The following is an 18,252-nucleotide window of genomic DNA, read 5'->3' as shown; positions in this document are numbered from 1 at the left end:
TAGATAAACTCATTAAGCATGTTTTGCTTCAGCTCTTCTTGTACTTGTTAACATTTTTGGGTGAACGATACACTGAAATGCATCCTCTGGCGATAGCTGCTGTGTAGAAAAAGAAACCAAACCCCTATCCACATGATGTAGCTCCCCTTCTTTTTCGATGAGAATGTTATCCGGTTTTATCGCTATGATTAACTGGTGCTCTTGTCCAAGTACACTGTATGGGATAATCCTCATTCTATTCTCCCAATCAGGTGCTATTTCTTCTGTTCCAAGAATAAATTTATCAGGGGTTTGCGCCATTTCAACTAGATACTTTGGAAAATCTGTTACTCTTTCTCTGATAGAAATGAACATAACAGGCATTTTTGAAATCGGGTCATAGAGCTGATTTCCACTATCAATCAAGCCTTTAAATGAATAGGACACATCATTGATCTGAACAATCACCTTAATTAATGAATCATATTGAATTTTTGTTATTTCAATGGCCTCCACATTGCGTTTAGAAAAATGCCAGGCAATCGGAAACCCTAAAAGAACAAATAGCCAGCTAATCGGATCACCAAATCCTTTTACACTCGCCAATAGAACAGTGGATGAAAGCTTGAAATCAAATTTCACAAAATAATGGACACCTATTAAGGAGCCGCCAATTAAAAAGGTCATTAAATAAAAAGTCATTAAACCTCTTATAAAAAACCGAATTCTTTTATATCCAAAAGAGGTCAATACCATTGCAAATGAAAAAAACAATTTTGTTATCGGATGACCTGCATAGGAATGTAAAGGAGTGATCGATAATAGAATAATTATTGAGCCGACTAATCCCCCTGCAAAAATCCTCCAGAGCCTGACATCTCTTTTTAATATAATTGCTGTTAAATAAAGGAGGAGGCTATCAAATAAGAAATTCAATGCCCAAATTATATCTAAATAAACCTCCAATCTTCTTCCTCCCTTTTGCTATTTCCATAAATCGGATTATGCAAGAATGGATTTATCTTCTATTTTTTTCATCCTATTAATCTGTTAAAAAAAGTATAGCGTACTCCACTAGATGGAGTGTGTCACTTTCTGTAATGAAAACGTTAGAAATTTTCACTATTCTCTTCGGATTTTGTCATTATTTATCTTTTTCATTTGATATAAGTGAATTATTTTATTAAAAGCGTGATGTAAATCACGGTAACGGATTTTTGAATTCACTATAATGACAGGGAAAATAGAAAAAAGGAGTTTTTCAACATGTTAGAACAAAAAACAATTGATATTATTAAAAGTACTGTTCCTGTTTTGGAACAGCATGGAGAAGCGATCACAAAAACGTTCTATGAATTAATGTTCAAAAAACACCCAGAATTATTAAATATTTTTAATCATGCAAATCAAAAACAAGGCCGTCAGCAAAAGGCACTTGCCAGCACAGTTTATGCAGCGGCTAAGTATATTGATCAGCTCGATGCAATAATCCCTGTAGTCACTCAAATCGCTCATAAACACCGTTCATTAGGAATCCAACCAGAGCATTATCCAATCGTTGGCGAGCATTTGTTATTAGCAATTAAAGAGGTTCTTCAAGACGCTGCCACAGAAGAAATTATTGATGCATGGGCAAAAGCTTATAGTGTCATTGCAGATGCGTTTATTGGCGTTGAGAAAGGCATGTACGAGGCAGCTGAAAATCAGCCAGGTGGCTGGAAGGATTTCAAGAATTTCAAAGTAGAAAAAATTGTTCAAGAGAGTGAGTGCATTAAATCTTTTTATTTCAAACCTGCTGATGGGGGAGAAATTACAGATTATACACCAGGACAATATATTAGCCTCAAGCTAACAAATATTCCTGGACAGAAATTCACACATATTCGTCAATATAGTTTATCCACCTCTCCAAATAAAGAATATTATCGTATTTCAGTAAAACGAGAAGATGAAATAAATAATAAACCGGCTGGCATCGTCTCTACCTACTTGCATAATGAAATTCAAGTCGGTGACCTCGTTAAAATTAGTGCTCCTGCTGGCGATTTTGTATTAGAGGAAAACAATGACAAATCCATCTTGCTGCTTAGCGGTGGGGTAGGAATTACACCGATGCTAAGCATGCTTAACCACTTGGCAGATAAGAATAAGAAAACCGTGTTTATACATGCGGCGATCAACGGAAATGTGCATGCATTTTCAAATGAAGTAAAACAAATTGACCTGGCTAACGAGGCTATTACTAGCTATTTCTGCTACGAAAAGCCTACAGATCTTGACAAAGAAGAAAAAAGATTTGATAAAGAAGGATTCATTACAGCGGATTGGATGAAAACAATAGTCAGTGATAAAGAATCAATAGTATATATGTGCGGACCGGTTGTATTTATGCAAGCCATGTTCGAAGCTTTAATAGAAGCAGGATTTAAAAGAGAAAATATTCGCTATGAATTCTTTGGTCCAGCTATGGAATTAAAAGAACCTAAGCATGCGTAAAAAATGCGTAAGTGCCTTGCTAAGCACGGTTGGACCGGGCCATCACAAACGAAATAAAGGTAACACAATGTGCAAATGCGATTCGATGTTGGATTATACTTATCGTTAGATGGAAAGGCAAGTCCAATGGATGCTAAGCTGCTTGCGTTAGACAATACTCAAATTCAAAAATAGTAATACTTATTTTTGTAATAAAAAAGACATGCTCTCCAAAGAGAGCATGTCTTCTTGTATATTAATTTATCTTAGCGTCTTCTATTTCGGTTACGCAAGAATGTTGGGATATCTAATGTTTCATCAGCTTGTTGAGAAGGAGTATTTCTCACTGGTTCATGTGAAATTTCTTCTCTCTTTTGCTCACGCTTCACAGTTCCCATTGGATTTTGCTTTGGTTGTTGCCCAAATGAAGGTCTTGTCTGCTGTTTGACCTGTACTACGTCCTCATTAAATCCTGTTGCGATAACTGTTACAACAATTTCATCATTTAAGTCCTCATTAATAACAGACCCAAAGATCATGTTAACATCCTGATCAGATGCTGTAGCTACAATATCTGCTGCTTCTTGAACTTCATATAGGCTTAAGTTCGTACCGCCTGTTATGTTCATTAGTACCCCTTGAGCACCATCAATTGACTTTTCAAGTAATGGAGAGGAAATAGCTTTCTTTGCTGCTTCAGCTGCACGATTTTCACCTGCAGCAATCCCAATACCCATGAGGGCTGATCCCTGGTTCGACATTATTGTTTTTACATCGGCAAAATCAAGATTGATCAATCCTGGAGTCGCAATCAAATCAGAGATCCCTTGTACCCCTTGACGAAGGACATTATCAGCTTCACGAAAAGCTTCCAACATCGGCGTGCTTTTATCAACAATTTCTAATAATCGATCATTAGGGATAACAATAAGTGTGTCTACCGCTTCCTTCATAGAAGCAATTCCACCCGCGGCCTGTGTTGAACGTTTACGGCCTTCAAAAGTGAATGGACGGGTAACAACACCTACTGTCAAAGCACCTAAATCACGGGCGATTTGGGCAATAACAGGAGCCGCACCTGTTCCTGTTCCGCCACCCATTCCAGCAGTAACGAAAACCATGTCTGCCCCTTTTAACGCTTCTTCAATTTGCTCTTTGCTCTCTTCTGCAGCTTTTTTTCCAACTTCAGGGTTAGCACCCGCTCCTAGACCTCGAGTTAGCTTTCCGCCAATTTGCATTTTAATTTCTGCTTTTGATAGATTTAAAGCTTGTGCATCCGTATTAACGGCTATGAATTCTACACCTTGTACACCATGTTCAATCATTCGGTTAACCGCGTTGTTACCGCCGCCGCCAACGCCGATGACTTTTATCGTTGCTAATGAATCTAAATTAGTATCAAATTCCAACATGACAAATCCTCCTAATTCGTCGATGTTCCTAAAGAACACCATTTTTACTCAAAAAAGTATCCAAGGAACTTCTTCACTCTTGATGTAATTTTTTCTTCCGGTTGTTTTTCCGGCTTTGTTTTCGGTTGCGGTTGTTTTTGTACACGTTTTTCTTTCATTTCCTGAGTATTGGCAGGGGCTGGTCCTCCCATTTTTCTACCTTGCAGCTTTGCATTTTTATACGCAAATTTAATGAGTCCTACAGCCGTTGTATATTGAGGCTCTCTCACACCAATATAATCCGGAATTGCAATACGAACCCGATTTTGGAAAACATCCTGTGCTAATTCAAGTATTCCTTGAGTGTTTGCCACCCCGCCTGACAATACATACCCTCCAGGCAAATCATGGGTACCTAAACGTCTTATTTCATTTTGGATGAGATCAAAGATTTCTTCCATTCTTGCTTCGATAATATCGGAGATTTCCAGCTGATTAAATTGCTGATGCTGGTCACTGCCGATAATTGGAACGCTAAAGACTTCATCTTCAGATGCATGGTCATAGAAAGCATATCCATATTTCGTTTTTATTTTTTCTGCATCCTCTGTAGACGTGCGAAGGCCAATCGATAAATCTTTTGTAATATGATCCCCGCCAACAGGTAAGACACTTGTAGCTTTAAGAATTCCTTGCTCAAACAGTGCAATAGTCGTTGATCCACCACCAATATCAACAAGGGCAACACCAAGATTTTTTTCATCCTTGGACAATGCATATGCCCCTGCAGCTAAAGGCTGAAGTGTAATATCAATAATCTCCAGACCAGCGCGTTCAACACAGCGTAATGTATTATGTAATATTGTCTTCGATCCGGTAATGATCGTTCCTTCCATTTCTAAACGGACACCTATCATCCCGCGAGGATCATTAATTTCATCTAGCCCATCGACAATAAATTGCCTAGGAATAACATCAATAATATCTCTTTCTGGTGGAATGGAAACGACTTGTGCTGCATCAATAACTCTAGCAACATCCTCGTTAGATATTTCCCTATTCTCACTAGAGACTGCAACTACACCATGTGAAGGCTGAAGCATAACATGATTCCCGGTAATACCAACTATTACACTAGTAATTTCCATTCCTATCATTCTCTCAGCCTGTTCAATTGCTTTCCTTATCGAATGAACGGTTTCATCTATATCAACAATGGATCCTTTTCTTAAACCTTCGGACTTCACACTGCCGACACCAATAATATTTAAAGAGTCATTGACCATTTCTCCAATGATAACCTTTACACTGGATGTACCGATGTCAAGACTTACATATATTTCATTGTTGTTCATTCTCTGGCACCTCCTTTAGCATTCAATAACTTAAACATTTTTATCATTTAATTATATAACGTCATGTGAAGTTACAATCTAACATCAATAATTGAGCCTAATCAAACAAGTTCTAGTACGAAAGGGAAAGGATGGAGTCAAAAAAATTGGAGTTTTTCTTCCCAACGAAGCTCCCCTCTTTTCCCTATACTAATTTAATTAATTTATAAAATTCGTCAAAACTATCCTATTTCCCTTTAAAATAATTAATTTTTTTCTGTTTTTTCCTTATTTACAGTCCATTTCGTTAATAATATTCTTCTAATTACTGCAATATTTTGGAATAATCTCACCCCAAATGCAAATACTGCAGCTAAATATAAGTCTACACCAAGATGGACACCTAGAAAAGCCAAACTTGCTGCAAGAACAATATTAAAAAAGAAACCTGAGACAAAAACTTTTTCATCATATATGTTTTGCAGTTGAGCCCTTATTCCTCCAAAGAGAGTGTCAAGGCCGGCAAGCACAGCAATCGATAAGTAATTTGCGTACTCCTCAGATACTTTTATATCTGTAAATAACCCAAGAATCACACCAATAATCAAGCCTAACACAGGAAGCCACATTAAGAATTGCCTCCTTTTTCAGGATCCACAGGCTTCATATCCCTAATTCTAATTGAATTTTGATAGGCGGGAATTGTTATTCTTCCTTCTGGTTTTATAACTTTCACCCGTAAATTGTCAACAAAAAATTCGTCAGCTGATTTTGAAACTTGCATCCTGTTGTATAATTTCTCAGCCCCCTTCGCATCTTCAGCAATCACCAGTATTTCAAATGGCAGTTTCTTAATCGAATGTCCATCAATTTTTGTTTCATTATTTATATCACGGATAACAGTCGTATTGATAAGACGTTGATTGTCTATCGCTATATGTGATGCTTCATACATATTCAGTTCATTTACTAATCTTTTCAATAAATCAGGAGATACATTGGATACAGTTTTACCAATAAGTAAATCTTCCATGACAGGCTCAATTGATAAAATAATCCCATATCCAGTCACTTCTGTTAGTCCTGCCTCTACCTTTAATTCCTCTAATGTGTCTCTTAAAACTTGCTCCTTGCTATGTTTTAGCTCCGTTTCATACTGGGCAATTTTTGCTTCATGTGATTGAACTTCACGGATAAGCTTAAGCTGAAGCTCATTTTCTTTCAAAATGTCATCACGAAGCTGCCATGTATCACGAGTATCACGGACTTCCGGCTCCTTTACCGTTCGAAACTGAATTGCAATCATAAAACCTATAACGACAGCAATAAGAGTAAAACTAAAATTTTTTTTCTTTTTGTCCACGTTTTTCACCTTGCTTTCCAAACTTTATTTAAAAAGTGGACGTTAACTATGTATGGGGTCAAAAAGGGAAGCTTCTCCCTGGGAAATAACTTGCCCTTTCAATTAAGAGGCCTGTAATAATGGCTCCATTATGACTTCAGCTTTTTCTTCTAAAGTAAATTGGATATTCTCATTTACTAAAGAATCCTTCACCCCTCCAGTTAAATTTAATGCAGAAGATAAAACTTCAGCATCTCCAATAGCCGATATTACAAAGGGAGCTGGGTGCTGATAACCGTCAATTTCAATTACAGGACCATTGCATAAAATATAGGAATTATGAGTAAGCCTTTGCCCATTAATAGCAATGGCTGATGCACCAGAAATATACAGTTCATTTATAACCTTAAAAACATGCTGTTCATGAACAATATAATTATTAATATTTTCTTCATCTGGGTTATAGGCTCCATCCGAAAGAGTGACTTCTACCCCTTGACCCTTCACATCAATTTTCCCAAGATACATTCTTAGTTTCTCTGCATCTTCCGCAAGATTAAAATAAACTTGGGCTTCTTGAGATAATTCATTTTCAATTTCACGAACCTGCTCTTGTTTCTCGTGCAGTTCCTTTTGTAATGTGAGATTTTTTTTCTCCAAATCAACCAATTGATTTCGGAGCTCCAAATCTCTATCCCACTGTTTTCCTGTAATAGCAGTATTCTCTCCTTCACTTTTCGTCACATGATAAGAAAAAGCAATAATATAGCCGAGAACAAGAAAAACGAGAGAAAATATTACATGATTACCCTTCACCTTCAGTTTCTTCTTCATCTTTATTTTCATCAGCTCCCTCTTGTTCATAAGCTTTAAAATAAGAGCCGACCTCTATGTCAATAACGCCCTCTTTAGCAGGGTCTAATTGACTTACGATGGAAGGATAATGAGCCATTTTTTCTGAAAAGCTTCTAATTGTTGCACTTACCTCAAATCCATCATTCATAAAAAGAGTGACATGATAGGTATCCGTCTCTTTCGGGGAATGATGAATTTCTGAAATAGTATTAAATACTTCATCTGGCAATATTCCCAATTCTTCAATCATTTCATTCAGGACATTTCCTTCAGAAAATCCAATAAGAATCGGTGCATTCGCTGGAATCCCCTCATTCTCGCCAGTCCCCTTCAATATTTTCCCATTTTCATTCACTGGTAAATAATGCTTGTCCTTTTTTATGTAGGCAATCCGTTTATATTCCCTTATAGTGATCGAAACGGTATTCGGTAAATCAACTTTGACAGCAGCAGCTTTAATTTCAGGAAGCTTCTTTAGTTTCTCCTCAACTATTTTTTCTTTCACCTTCCAAATATTTGTACTTTTTGAAAGGCCAGCTGCTTCAAGCAGCTCATGGTCACTATAAAAAGAATTTCCTAAAACTTCAATTTTATGTACATGGCTTAAAGGTGATTGGAAATATACGATAAAAACAATAATTGAAAAGAACAGAAGCAGTAAAAAAACAAGTCTTCTATTTGCTTTTTTTCGCCTTTGTTGTTTAAGTTTAGGAATTCGATCCTCAAGAGAGACAACTTTCCCATTTTCCATTCCATTTCACCTCAAGACCTTACAAAATTGCTTGTCCGATTATTGCATTCTAAAAACGAGCATATGCCTTTAGGATGCAATAATTGAGAAAATAACGGCACGTTCATACATGCCGCATTTATTCAAAAAATCTAGGATCATTAGAGTATAATTATATCACAAGAAATGGAATAAGTAAGGATTATTTCCCGTTACTTTCGACCGATTATTTCCACTTCAGTATGCATTTCAATCTGATATAATTCATAAATTTTTTCCTTTATATAACGAATTAATGACAATACATCCTGTGCTGTTGCATTGCCTGTATTGACAATGAAATTTCCGTGCATATCGGAAATTTTTGCTCCTCCGATTGAATACCCCTTTAATCCAGCATCCTGAACAAGCTTCCCAGCGTGATTTGGCAGAGGATTTCTAAATATGCTGCCAGCACATGGGAAATTCCAAGGCTGTGTTTCTTTACGATATTCTTTGTTTTTTTGCATTTCTGAGAAAATAACATCTTTGTCTCCTGATTGCAGCTGGAAAACAGCTTCTAGAACAACACCGGGACGTTTCTTTTGGAGCACAGAGGTTCGATACGAAAACATCATCTCTTTATTTGAAAGCCATTCTACTTTTCCGTTCTCAAATAGAATGAGCGCCTTTGTTAATATATTTGAAATATCAGATCCATGTGCACCCGCATTCATAAAGACGGCTCCACCTACGGAGCCAGGGATTCCACTAGCAAATTCTAGTCCACTCAGCCCTTGTCTGCTCAGCTGTGTAGATAGACTAACTAAAGAATAACCACTACCTGCCTTCACTTCGGTTCCGTTTACCGCAAGGCCGGACATTCCTCGTCCAAGTTTAATTACTGCACCTTCTATCCCTAAATCTGACACAAGAAGATTCGACCCTCTGCCAATCGCTGTCCATTTCACGTTATATTCATTTATTAAATCCATTGTTTTAATCATATTTTCAATTGAGGATGGTTCAATGAATATATCAGCTGGACCACCTATCTTCATTGTTGTATGATTAGCTAATAGTTCATTTTCCTTCACAATGCCAATATTTAATTCTTGGAGCTTTGTAATAAACTCATTCACAAATATCTCCCCGCCCTTCCAAAATCAATAAATAATACTATTTTATGCATTTATACATATGAGGGCTACTGCCCTCCTATGCAATCTCTTTAATTTCACACAAGTTCTTCCATTAAATTGTAAAGTCTCTTAGCCGCGTCAGGTATACCCAGTTTTTTTGCTGATTTTTTCATTTCGACCATTTTCTGATCATCCATTATTATGTGATCTATGCATTCAATCAGCTTTTTACTTGTTAATTCTTTTTCTAATACGAGGACTGCTGCCCCATGATCACTCAATGCTCTTGCGTTTTTTTCTTGATGATTATTTGTTACATAAGGACTTGGAATTAAAATACTAGGAATTCCCAAAGAAGTTAATTCTGCTAGTGTTGTTGCTCCTGATCTGGCAACGGTTAAATCTGTTCCAGCAAGAACCTCAGGCATATTATGTACAAACGGTTTAATCATAACGTTTTTCGGATTTCCTATTAAGTTAACTTCCCTCTTTACTTCTTCATAATGAACTTCCCCAGTTACATATAATATCTGATAAGGTTTTTCGCCAAGTTCGGTTAAAGATTTTAAGATCGCTTCATTGATTGGTCTGGCTCCTCTGCTTCCGCCTACAATTAATACGAGCGGGACATTGGTTTTTAAACCAACCGAAAGTCTCCCCCTAATCCCATCCTTCCCTAGAACCTCTGATGCACGAGGATTTCCTGTTAAGACGACTTTTTCTTTTGGGAAGTACTGCTTTGCTTCATCAAAACAAACTGCCACTCGGTCAACATATTTACTTAGAAATTTATTTGTTAAGCCAGGGACGCTATTTTGTTCATGAATAATTGTCGGTATGCCTAGCTTTGCAGCAGCATACACGACAGGACCACATACATAACCACCTGTTCCAATAACAACATCTGCCTTAAACTCTTTCAGCATCCTTTTACTCTCACGCACTCCTTTTAAAAACCGGAGCACGGTTTTTATATTTTCAAATGATAGCTTTCTTCTAAACCCTGTTATATGTATCGATTGGAAAGGAATATTTTCTCTTGGCACAATTGTACTCTCTAATCCTTTTTCAGTACCAATATATAAAAATTCCACGTCTTTTTCTTCTTTTTGTATTTCCCGAATAAGGGCTAGTGCAGGGTATATATGTCCACCTGTTCCACCGCCGCTAACAACAATCTTCATCTTTTCACCTCAAAAGTCGAGTAAATTATATAAATAAAATAGAGCCTTCACTTTCCACTATTCTACTATATAAAAACCTATGATTAAAAACAGAAAACGTTTTGATATGTAAATGTAATAAATTTTAGGTATATCATCCTGCATTATGTCTTTTTTATTAAATGAAACTTCAATCAGTGGGGGTTTTCTTCATCCCCCACTGATTGTTAGTTGAACTAATCGGGCATTTACGGCCTGTTGATCCACACTTAGTGGGGATCTTACAGCCTGTTAATCTGCGATAAAAAATAAAAAGAAACCCTGTTACACAGGGTCAGGTCTTAAAATCTTGAGTAACGGCTTATATTCAATAATACGCCGATGGCCATCAGCATAAGGGTTAATGAAGATCCCCCATAACTTAAAAAAGGAAGCGTAATACCAGTAACAGGCATTAATCCGGTAACAACTCCAATGTTAATCATAACCTGAATGGCCACCATAGCCACTACACCTACTGCAAGAAAGCTTCCATATAAATCCGGTGCCCCAAGCGCAATCCTTATACCCCTCCACAACAGCAGGGCAAATAATATGATAACGAATGAACCGCCAATAAACCCAAGCTCCTCCGACAAAATAGCGAAAATAAAATCTGTTTGCGGTTCAGGCAAGTAAAAAAATTTCTGCCTGCTTTGTCCAAGACCTAATCCGAATAATCCTCCTGGACCAATTGCATATAGGGATTGAATAATTTGAAAGCCGCTTCCTAAAGGATCTTCCCATGGGTCTAAGAATGATGTAATCCGTTTCATCCGATAAGGAGCCGAAAGAACAAGACCTACAAATCCAGATAGACCAATAAGTCCGAGTATGACAAAATGGCGAATCCTTGCACCAGCAATAAAGATCATAACAATGCAAGTGCCGACCATCACGGTCCCTGTTCCTAAATCAGGCTGAAGCATAATGAGTCCAAAAGCTAAAAATACTAATCCCAAAGAGGGAACCAAACCTTTTTTAAATGAAGTAATCAGCTTCTGCTTTTCAGATAAAAATTTTGCTAAAAACGAAATCATCGCAAGCTTCATAAATTCAGAGGGCTGAATAGAAAAAGCACCTACACCAATCCAGCTCCTAGAGCCATTTCTTTCATTTCCAATCCCTGGAATTAATACGATTATTAATAAAACAAAGCAGATAATAATAATAACTTTAGCCCATGTTCTCCAAGTCCAGTAATCAATGTTCATAATGAAAAACATGGCTGCAATCCCAACCGCAGCAAATAGCATCTGTCTTTTCGCAAAGAAGAAGGAATCATTAAATTTATACTCTGCCCATACAGCACTCGCACTGTATACCATTGTTAGCCCTACAGCAAGCAATGTTAGTGTGACGATTATTAATATTAGATCGGGAGTCGTTCTTTTTGTTGGCAACTAAAACACCTCGAATGCAAGTTTTTGGGCTTTGTAACGAAAGCTTTAACTCGCATACAAGCGAATAAGATGACTCACCATGCTGTATCTCTAATAAATCGTGTCCAAGCCCTTACTTAAGCATATGCACCGCTTGTATAAAAATGTCTCCCCTGACCTCAAAAGTTTTGTATTGATCCCAGCTAGCACACGCGGGTGATAAAAGAATCACATCCCCTGGATCAGATAGCTGGTAGGCTGCGGGTACGGCTTTTTCCACATTATCGACACGCTTAATTGTTTTTATTCCTGCACTTTTCGCTGCACGTTCGATTTTTTCTGCTGTTTGTCCGAATGTAACAACAGTTTTCACATTCTTTAAAAACGGAACTAACTCATCAAATTCATTCCCGCGATCCAATCCACCAGCCAATAGAATAATCGGCTCTTTGAAGGCAGCAATTGCATTTTGTGTTGCCAGCATATTCGTTGCCTTTGAATCATTGTAAAATTTTCTTTCCTTAAATTCAGAAATAAATTGCAGACGATGCTTAACTCCCGAGAACGTATTCAACACGTTAAATATTGCTTCATTACTTACACCTGACAGCTTTACCGCTGCAACTGCCGATAAAATATTCTCTAAATTATGTGCTCCAGGTAAAAGAATATCCTTTGTTTCCATTACTGGTTCATCATTAAAATAAATCCAGCCTTCACGAATATAGGCTCCAGCCTCCAATATTCGTTTTGTTGAAAAAGGAATAATACTGGCATTAGACTCTTTCGCAACAGCCATCGTTTCCTCTTGCTCAGCATTGACGATAAAAAATTCATTGGATGTCTGGTTTTTAGTAATATTTGCTTTTGCTTGTACGTATTCTTTTCTTGTCCCATGATAATCGAGATGTGCATCGTAAAGATTAGTTAATATTGCGATTCTTGGGTTAAATGTCTCAATCCCCATTAGCTGAAATGAGGAAAGCTCAATAACAATCGTGTTTTCAGGAGCAGCTTTCTGGGCAACTCTGGAAGCAACCGTTCCAATATTCCCTGCGATAAGCGGGAGCTTTCCCCCTTTTTTCAGCATGTCAAAAACAAGCGTGGTTGTCGTTGTCTTTCCGTTCGTTCCAGTGATAGCAACAAAGGGTGCCTCCGATATTTGATAAGCAAGCTCCACCTCTGTAATGACAGGGATCCCCATCTCAATCGCCCTTTTAATCATTGGATTGTGATAAGGAATACCTGGATTTTTGACTACTAGCTGAAAGCCTTCATCAAGTAATTCTACAGGGTGTCCCCCACAAATCACCGTAATACCCTGTTCAAGAAGCTCTTGTGCTTCAATATTCTCTGACAGCGGCTTAAAATCGTTTACGGTTACAAATGCACCAAGTTTATGTAATAGAGAGGCTGCAGCAACCCCGCTTTTTGCTAGTCCCAGGACTAGTACTTTTCTATGAAGATAGTGATTAACCTGTTTCAATTACATCCACACCTCGATATAAATTGCAAGAATTGCACAAAGTAAACCAACAGTCCAAAACGTAACAACTACACGCCACTCTGACCAACCTACTAACTCATAGTGGTGATGTAATGGACTCATGCGAAAAATTCTTCTTCCCGTTGTTTTAAAAGAAATAACCTGCAGAATAACTGAAAGGGTTTCAATGACAAATACCCCACCAATTATTATTAATATGATTTCAAGCTTTGTTAAAATCGCAACTGCAGCAATCGCTCCACCTAATGCAAGCGAGCCCGTATCTCCCATAAAAACCTTTGCAGGATGGGCATTAAAAACCAGAAAGCCTAGTACAGCTCCAGAAACAGCTACAGAAAAGATCGATATTTCAAATTGAGATAGATTCCACGCCAAAACAGCAAACGCTCCAAAAGCGATTGCTGCTGTTCCTGAAAGAAGACCATCTAAGCCATCGGTAAGATTAACAGCATTTGAAAAGCCAACGAGCCAAAAAATAATAAAGAAAACGTAAAACCATCCTAATTCAAAGGAGTAGTCTGTTAATGGGATATGAATCGCAGTTGAAAACTCATTTTGTCTTAGAACAAGATAAAAAATGACGGAAATGACAATTTGACCGAGCAATTTTTGCAATGAAGTCAATCCCAGGTTTCTTTTCATAACTACTTTAATAAAATCATCTAAAAAGCCAAGTAAACCAAAGCCAAGTGTTACTAGCAGGAGCAAATAGATTTTCATTGTTGGCTCAGAGAATTTACCAGTCATTACCAAGGTTGTAACAGTAATGGAGAGAAGAATCATGATTCCCCCCATAGTTGGCGTTCCTGATTTTTTCAGATGAGACTGCGGACCTTCCTCCCGAATACTTTGCCCGAACTTTAACCTCCGTAAGAAGGGAATAAAAAGTGGAGAAAGTAATGCAGAAATTAAAAAGCCCATGATAATTGTGAAAATAATAACCTTCTCCATCATTTCGCTCCCTCCTTTCCGATCTGGAGCCGTTCCTTTACTGTACGTATTTTTTCCGTCATTACAGCAATATCATATGTTGATTTTGTTTCTTTCAGACGCACTTCATCTAAAAAAAGGAAATTTGTCACTTCTTTTCGTGTTTGTTCCATTTTTCTTAAATTTTCTATATATAGTTCCATCATGTCCTTTAAGCCTTTCAATAAGTCATTTGTTATAAAAATTGGAAAATGATTTGGGGTATAAGAAGGAATATTTTCTTTCTCATCCCACAGGGCAGCAATTGCTCCATTTTCAATTGCCTGACTCAACTTCCCTGAGCCATCTTCAAAAGGAATAAATAACCCCTTAGGCTGCAATACCGCTGAATTCGACACGACCGTATGAAAATACAGCTCATGATCCTGTATCCCATATTTATTTGGAAACAGTTTCGCTAAATCACCATACGTTAAAAACATTTTATCGCCCCTCTATCGCCTCTTTTGCTACTTCTCGATCATCGAAATGGATGATCTGATTTCCTATTAGTTGATATGTTTCATGCCCTTTCCCAGCAATTAGAATAACATCCCCTTCATTTGCAGCTTTCACAGCATAATATATAGCCTCTTTCCGATCAGCAATTAACTTGTATGGATGTCCTTGGACGCCTTCTTCCATATCCTTTAAGATTTGATTCGGGTCTTCACTTCTCGGATTATCAGATGTAAAAATCGGATCTGAGCTAAAGCGGCAAGCAATTTCAGCCATAAGCGGGCGTTTCGATCGATCTCTATCCCCACCACAGCCTACGATAACAAAAACTCTTTTCTTCGCGAACTGCTTTACTGTCGAAAGAGCATTTTTTAAACTATCAGGCGTATGAGAATAGTCGACTATAACGGAAAAGTCCTGTCCGGCATCTACTGTTTCAAAACGTCCAGAAACCCCCTGTACTTCCTTGATTGAATGAATGATCTCCTCAATGGATATCCCAGTAGCGATGCCTGCTCCAATACTTGCAAGCACATTATACACACTGAATTTACCGATCAATTGCATTGATACGGTATGTACCCCAAACGGACTTATTAATTCAAATGTTGTTCCAGTAGACGTCATCTGAATATTTTTTGCTTGAAGATCTGCTTTGTGATCAATTCCGTATGTTAAGATATGTGCTGCCGTTGCCCTAATATACGATTTAGTTGCTTCATCATCGTTATTTAATACTGCAAATTTAGGAGGATTATGAGAAAAACAACTGCCAAGCTGAGAAAATAGCAGCCCTTTTGCATTTTTATAAGCTTCCATTGTTTTATGATAATCTAAGTGGTCCTGGGTTAGATTTGAAAATACAGCAATATTAAAGTCACACCCATGAATTCGTCCTTCATCAAGGGCATGAGAAGAAACTTCCATCACTGTAGAGCTTACCCCTTCATCTACCATTTGTTTGAAAATTTTCTGCAGGGTTAAACTATCAGGCGTCGTATTTTTCACTTCATATTCTTTTCCATCAATTTTTGTATACATCGTTCCAATTAATCCTGTTTTTTTACCTGAATCAGAAATAATCTTTTCAATTAAGTGACTAATAGTTGTTTTCCCATTTGTACCAGTAATGCCAATTAAATGGAGCTCCCTGCTTGGCTGTCCCAAAAAGGCATCAGCTAGCACTGCCATGGCTCGTTTTGAATCTGGAACAACAATGACAGGAACAGTAAGGTTCATATCCTTTTCAGCAATAATTGCAGCTGCTCCGTTTTGAACAGCTAATCCTGCATAGTCATGTCCGTCAACGTTATATCCTTTAATACAAATAAACAGGCTGCCTTTCTGGATGTTTCGACTGTCGTTTTCTATTGAAGAGATGTCTGGGTTATCTCCGCTATAAGTCTTATATGGCTGCAAATAAGAAATGAGCGTATGTAATTTCATTTCAATCAACCCCACAATCATCGCGATTTTCATTTTACATGAAAACTATCTTTTTAGCTATTTGTTTATAACTGGAAAAAGGCGTGTAAATACGGACGGCATAGACGCCGCCCCATTAATAAATTTATTCCTCATCAAAATATAGTCGAATCGTTGAGCCTTCTTTCAATTTTATGCCTGCTTCTGGCGTCTGTTTCACTACTTTATTCCCTGATCCGCTTGCATCTATTTTCAAATTGATAAATAATTCACCTAATTCTTGTTTTGTTATTCCAACTAAGTCAGGCACTTCAATCATCGGAACATCAGGCCATTTATATTTTTTCTCTATTTGATCTTTTCTAGGTTCAACACCCATCGCTCTTAAACTATCCTTCATGATATTCCCTACTATCGGAGCAGCAACTACCCCTCCAAATTGCATGGTTCCTTTTGGATTATCAACAGCTACGTATACAACAAGCTCAGGATCATCAGCAGGCGCAAATCCGATAAATGATACAATATGATTATTTTCTAGGTATTTTCCATCTTTCGCTTTTTGTGCTGTCCCTGTCTTGCCGCCCACTCGATACCCTTCAATAAATGCATTTCCACCCGTTCCTTGAGCAACAACACTTTCTAATGCGTACCGAATTTTATCTGAAGTGTCCTTGGAAATCACTGTTCGTTTCGCGTTAGGCGTTTTCCTCAACACAATTTCCCCTGTTTTAGGATCAACCAGTTCTTTTGCAACATATGGTGTATACAAGGTACCACCATTTATTGCTGCAGAAACGGCAGCTACCTGCTGGATCGGTGTGACAGAAACCCCCTGTCCAAAGGCAGTTGTTGCTTGTTCTACAGGACCTACCCGATCAAGATTAAACAAGATTCCCGTTCCTTCTCCTTGTAGATCAATCCCTGTTTTTTCTCCAAATCCAAAATCCTTAATATATTTAAACAGTTTTTCCTTTCCCAGACGTTCCCCAAGTTCAACGAAGCCTGGGTTACAGGAATTTTGGACAACTTCTAGAAATGACTGACTTCCGTGTCCGCCTTTCTTCCAGCATCTTAAGCGTGCCCCACCGACTTTTACATAGCCAGGATCATGAAAATGATCTTTATCTAAGTCAACCTTCCCTTCCTCCAAAGCGGCAGCTAAAGTGATAATTTTGAAGGTCGACCCTGGTTCATACGTACTCCAAATTGGCAGATTCCGATTAAAAATATCTGAGGAAACATTTCGGAAATTTGCAGGATCAAAACCTGGTCTGCTCGCCATCCCTAAAATTTCCCCGTTGTTAGGATTCATTGCGATAGCGATAATACCATCTGGATTATACGTCGCTTCAGCAATATCTAATTCTCGTTCCATAATGGTCTGAACCTTCGAATCTATTGTAAGTCTTAAATCTAAACCATCGACGGGCGGCTGATAATCATCCGCCATATCATTCATCCGCTCGCCCTTTGCATTCGCATAAAACTGGACAGATCCCTTTTTCCCCTTTAATTCTTTATCATAGTATAGCTCTAGTCCCATTAGTCCTTGATTATCAATTCCCGCAAAGCCAAGCACATGTGATAAATAGTCCCCGAAAGGATAATGGCGTTTAGAATCTTCGCCAATATAGACTCCTTCAAGATTTAATGCCCTGATTTCCTTTGCTTTCTCATGAGAGATTTTTCTTCCGCCAGATATCCTTACGTACATTTCACTCTTTGTAATGTCAGCTTGAATTTTTTCTTTAGAAGCATTTAGAACGGATGCTAATTTCTCCGCTGTAACTTTTGAGTCCTTTACTTGTCTTGGTACAACATATATCGTTGGTGCACTCACATTTGTTGCAAGAGGCACCCCGTTTCGATCCACTATTTCTCCTCTTTCCGGCTCAAAAGGAATATTCCTGCTCCATAACTCCTTCGCTCCATCAGTTAGAGTCGTGCTTAGAAAAAACTGTACATACCCAAGACGTAAATCAATAATAAAGAAGACAAGGATTCCAACTACTAATGCGATCATCAACCGTTTTCTTACTGTTACATTGGAAACACGCATGCAAGAACGAACCTCCTTA

At 37.9% G+C, this 18,252-nt stretch carries 16 protein-coding genes; 1 reads left to right on the top strand and 15 read right to left on the bottom strand.

The window, feature by feature from the left end; all coding sequences use genetic code 11:
* Nucleotides 1–12: 12 nt before the first annotated feature.
* Nucleotides 13–945 carry a sigma-E processing peptidase SpoIIGA gene (spoIIGA, locus tag AN957_RS10750; protein WP_056684041.1) on the bottom strand — a complete coding sequence of 311 codons (933 nt, stop codon included), beginning with the start codon at nt 943–945 and terminating at the stop codon, nt 13–15.
* Between the two features lie 300 nt (nt 946–1,245).
* On the opposite strand from spoIIGA, the gene hmpA reads away from it, so the two are divergent.
* Nucleotides 1,246–2,475: an NO-inducible flavohemoprotein gene (gene hmpA, locus AN957_RS10745; RefSeq protein WP_053475583.1), complete on the top strand. Its 1,230-nt coding sequence runs from the start codon at nt 1,246–1,248 to the stop codon at nt 2,473–2,475.
* A 245-nt stretch (nt 2,476–2,720) separates the two neighbouring features.
* Here hmpA and ftsZ read toward each other — a convergent pair whose 3' ends face one another.
* The 14 genes from ftsZ to AN957_RS10675 form a co-directional block, all read right to left on the bottom strand.
* A complete protein-coding gene (gene ftsZ / locus AN957_RS10740; RefSeq protein ID WP_053475582.1) occupies nt 2,721–3,866 on the bottom strand; it encodes a cell division protein FtsZ in 1,146 nt (381 codons plus the stop codon).
* 44 nt (nt 3,867–3,910) lie between these two features.
* Nucleotides 3,911–5,200: a cell division protein FtsA gene (gene ftsA, locus AN957_RS10735; protein WP_056684038.1), complete on the bottom strand. Its 1,290-nt coding sequence runs from the start codon at nt 5,198–5,200 to the stop codon at nt 3,911–3,913.
* A gap of 245 nt (nt 5,201–5,445) precedes the next feature.
* Nucleotides 5,446–5,808 (bottom strand): small basic family protein, encoded by a 363-nt coding sequence (locus AN957_RS10730; RefSeq protein WP_053475580.1) that lies wholly within the window; start codon nt 5,806–5,808, stop codon nt 5,446–5,448.
* A complete protein-coding gene (locus tag AN957_RS10725) occupies nt 5,808–6,542 on the bottom strand; it encodes a DUF881 domain-containing protein (RefSeq protein WP_053475579.1) in 735 nt (244 codons plus the stop codon). Before AN957_RS10725 ends, AN957_RS10730 begins: the two co-directional genes overlap by 1 nt.
* A 102-nt stretch (nt 6,543–6,644) precedes the next feature.
* Nucleotides 6,645–7,367, bottom strand: a complete 723-nt coding sequence (locus tag AN957_RS10720; RefSeq protein ID WP_231690050.1) for a DUF881 domain-containing protein — start codon at nt 7,365–7,367, stop codon at nt 6,645–6,647.
* On the bottom strand, nt 7,327–8,127 hold the full coding sequence (locus AN957_RS10715; protein WP_053475577.1) for a cell division protein FtsQ/DivIB: 801 nt from the start codon (nt 8,125–8,127) through the stop codon (nt 7,327–7,329). Before AN957_RS10715 ends, AN957_RS10720 begins: the two co-directional genes overlap by 41 nt.
* Nucleotides 8,128–8,318: 191 nt before the next feature.
* Nucleotides 8,319–9,227, bottom strand: coding sequence for a UDP-N-acetylmuramate dehydrogenase (gene murB, locus AN957_RS10710; protein ID WP_053475576.1), 909 nt, complete (start codon nt 9,225–9,227; stop codon nt 8,319–8,321).
* 95 nt (nt 9,228–9,322) lie between these two features.
* On the bottom strand, nt 9,323–10,411 hold the full coding sequence (gene murG, locus AN957_RS10705; protein WP_053475575.1) for an undecaprenyldiphospho-muramoylpentapeptide beta-N-acetylglucosaminyltransferase: 1,089 nt from the start codon (nt 10,409–10,411) through the stop codon (nt 9,323–9,325).
* A gap of 320 nt (nt 10,412–10,731) precedes the next feature.
* Nucleotides 10,732–11,832 (bottom strand): stage V sporulation protein E, encoded by a 1,101-nt coding sequence (gene spoVE, locus AN957_RS10700; RefSeq protein ID WP_053475574.1) that lies wholly within the window; start codon nt 11,830–11,832, stop codon nt 10,732–10,734.
* 112 nt (nt 11,833–11,944) lie between these two features.
* Nucleotides 11,945–13,297: a UDP-N-acetylmuramoyl-L-alanine--D-glutamate ligase gene (gene murD, locus AN957_RS10695; RefSeq protein ID WP_053475573.1), complete on the bottom strand. Its 1,353-nt coding sequence runs from the start codon at nt 13,295–13,297 to the stop codon at nt 11,945–11,947.
* Complete coding sequence (gene mraY / locus AN957_RS10690) at nt 13,298–14,272, bottom strand: phospho-N-acetylmuramoyl-pentapeptide-transferase (RefSeq protein ID WP_053475572.1); 975 nt, start codon at nt 14,270–14,272, stop codon at nt 13,298–13,300. It lies immediately after the preceding gene.
* A complete protein-coding gene (locus AN957_RS10685) occupies nt 14,269–14,730 on the bottom strand; it encodes a hypothetical protein (RefSeq protein ID WP_056684035.1) in 462 nt (153 codons plus the stop codon). The genes mraY and AN957_RS10685 overlap by 4 nt, the downstream gene beginning before the upstream one ends.
* A gap of 1 nt (nt 14,731) precedes the next feature.
* A complete protein-coding gene (locus tag AN957_RS10680) occupies nt 14,732–16,192 on the bottom strand; it encodes a UDP-N-acetylmuramoyl-L-alanyl-D-glutamate--2,6-diaminopimelate ligase (protein ID WP_053475570.1) in 1,461 nt (486 codons plus the stop codon).
* 124 nt (nt 16,193–16,316) lie between these two features.
* Nucleotides 16,317–18,233 (bottom strand): stage V sporulation protein D, encoded by a 1,917-nt coding sequence (locus tag AN957_RS10675; RefSeq protein ID WP_053475569.1) that lies wholly within the window; start codon nt 18,231–18,233, stop codon nt 16,317–16,319.
* Nucleotides 18,234–18,252: the final 19 nt, after the last annotated feature.

The sequence above is a fragment of the Cytobacillus solani genome (assembly GCF_001420595.1).
GTDB lineage: Bacteria > Bacillota > Bacilli > Bacillales > Cytobacillaceae > Cytobacillus > Cytobacillus solani.
Note: the sequence above shows the minus strand (reverse complement) of the source record. Positions and strands in the feature narration are given on the sequence as shown.

Coding starts and splice junctions, on each gene's coding strand:
- hmpA (WP_053475583.1), top strand. CDS start 1,246: ATGTTAGAACAAAAAACAATTGATATTATTAAAAGTACTGTTCCTGTT.
- ftsZ (WP_053475582.1), bottom strand. CDS start 3,866: ATGTTGGAATTTGATACTAATTTAGATTCATTAGCAACGATAAAAGTC.
- ftsA (WP_056684038.1), bottom strand. CDS start 5,200: ATGAACAACAATGAAATATATGTAAGTCTTGACATCGGTACATCCAGT.
- AN957_RS10730 (WP_053475580.1), bottom strand. CDS start 5,808: ATGTGGCTTCCTGTGTTAGGCTTGATTATTGGTGTGATTCTTGGGTTA.
- AN957_RS10720 (WP_231690050.1), bottom strand. CDS start 7,367: ATGAAAATAAAGATGAAGAAGAAACTGAAGGTGAAGGGTAATCATGTA.
- AN957_RS10715 (WP_053475577.1), bottom strand. CDS start 8,127: ATGGAAAATGGGAAAGTTGTCTCTCTTGAGGATCGAATTCCTAAACTT.
- murG (WP_053475575.1), bottom strand. CDS start 10,411: ATGAAGATTGTTGTTAGCGGCGGTGGAACAGGTGGACATATATACCCT.
- mraY (WP_053475572.1), bottom strand. CDS start 14,272: ATGATGGAGAAGGTTATTATTTTCACAATTATCATGGGCTTTTTAATT.
- AN957_RS10685 (WP_056684035.1), bottom strand. CDS start 14,730: ATGTTTTTAACGTATGGTGATTTAGCGAAACTGTTTCCAAATAAATAT.
- AN957_RS10680 (WP_053475570.1), bottom strand. CDS start 16,192: ATGAAATTACATACGCTCATTTCTTATTTGCAGCCATATAAGACTTAT.
- AN957_RS10675 (WP_053475569.1), bottom strand. CDS start 18,233: ATGCGTGTTTCCAATGTAACAGTAAGAAAACGGTTGATGATCGCATTA.